The sequence below is a fragment of the Serratia sp. Ae19-1 genome, assembly GCF_059801225.1.
In genome coordinates this window covers 1-513 of record NZ_JBCHWD010000027.1, presented here as the reverse complement: position 1 = coordinate 513, position 513 = coordinate 1, and the positions used below count along the sequence as shown (strand labels likewise).

Here is a 513-nt window from a genome sequence, read left to right as displayed (position 1 = left end):
ACACTACTTTTCTAGCCCTAGCTGCATTTGTCTTTCTTCTTCCTCTTTCGCTACCTTGTCCTGGTACCGTACATATCGTCGAATTATCTCTTCGTTTGCCCCTACCGAGTCCACAAAATATCCCCTTTGCCAAAAGTGATTACCCCAAAGCTTGTGCTTTCTTAGATAAGGAAACTTAGCGAACAGCCTGATGGCTGTCCGCCCTTTCACAAATCCCATTAGCTCGGAAACACTTAAACTCGGTGGGGTTCTAACTACCAGATGTATATGATCTATCTGAACATTTAGTTCGACTACTCTGCATTTTTTCATATTGCAGTAGATGTAAATGCTGCGGTAAAGCTCTTTACCGAGATTACCCTTGAGGATTTTGTATCTGTACTTCGGTGTCCATACGAGATGATACTGACATCGATAGAATACGTGGGAAGCGGATTCATATCTGCTCATGCTACTTACTCCTTGATTTGCTGGTAACAAACCGAGGCAGTATTTAGCATGAGCATCCTTCGG

1 protein-coding gene is annotated in these 513 nt (G+C 43.1%); it reads right to left on the bottom strand.

The genetic code is table 11. The features are described from left to right. Positions 1-3 precede the first annotated feature (3 nt). Complete coding sequence (gene tnpA, locus AAIE04_RS25040; RefSeq protein ID WP_498576569.1) at positions 4-450, bottom strand: IS200/IS605 family transposase; 447 nt, start codon at positions 448-450, stop codon at positions 4-6. Positions 451-513 lie beyond the last annotated feature (63 nt).

Bases quoted from the DNA above. Each gene is read 5' to 3' on its own strand.
- tnpA (WP_498576569.1), bottom strand. From the start codon at position 450: ATGAGCAGATATGAATCCGCTTCCCACGTATTCTATCGATGTCAGTAT.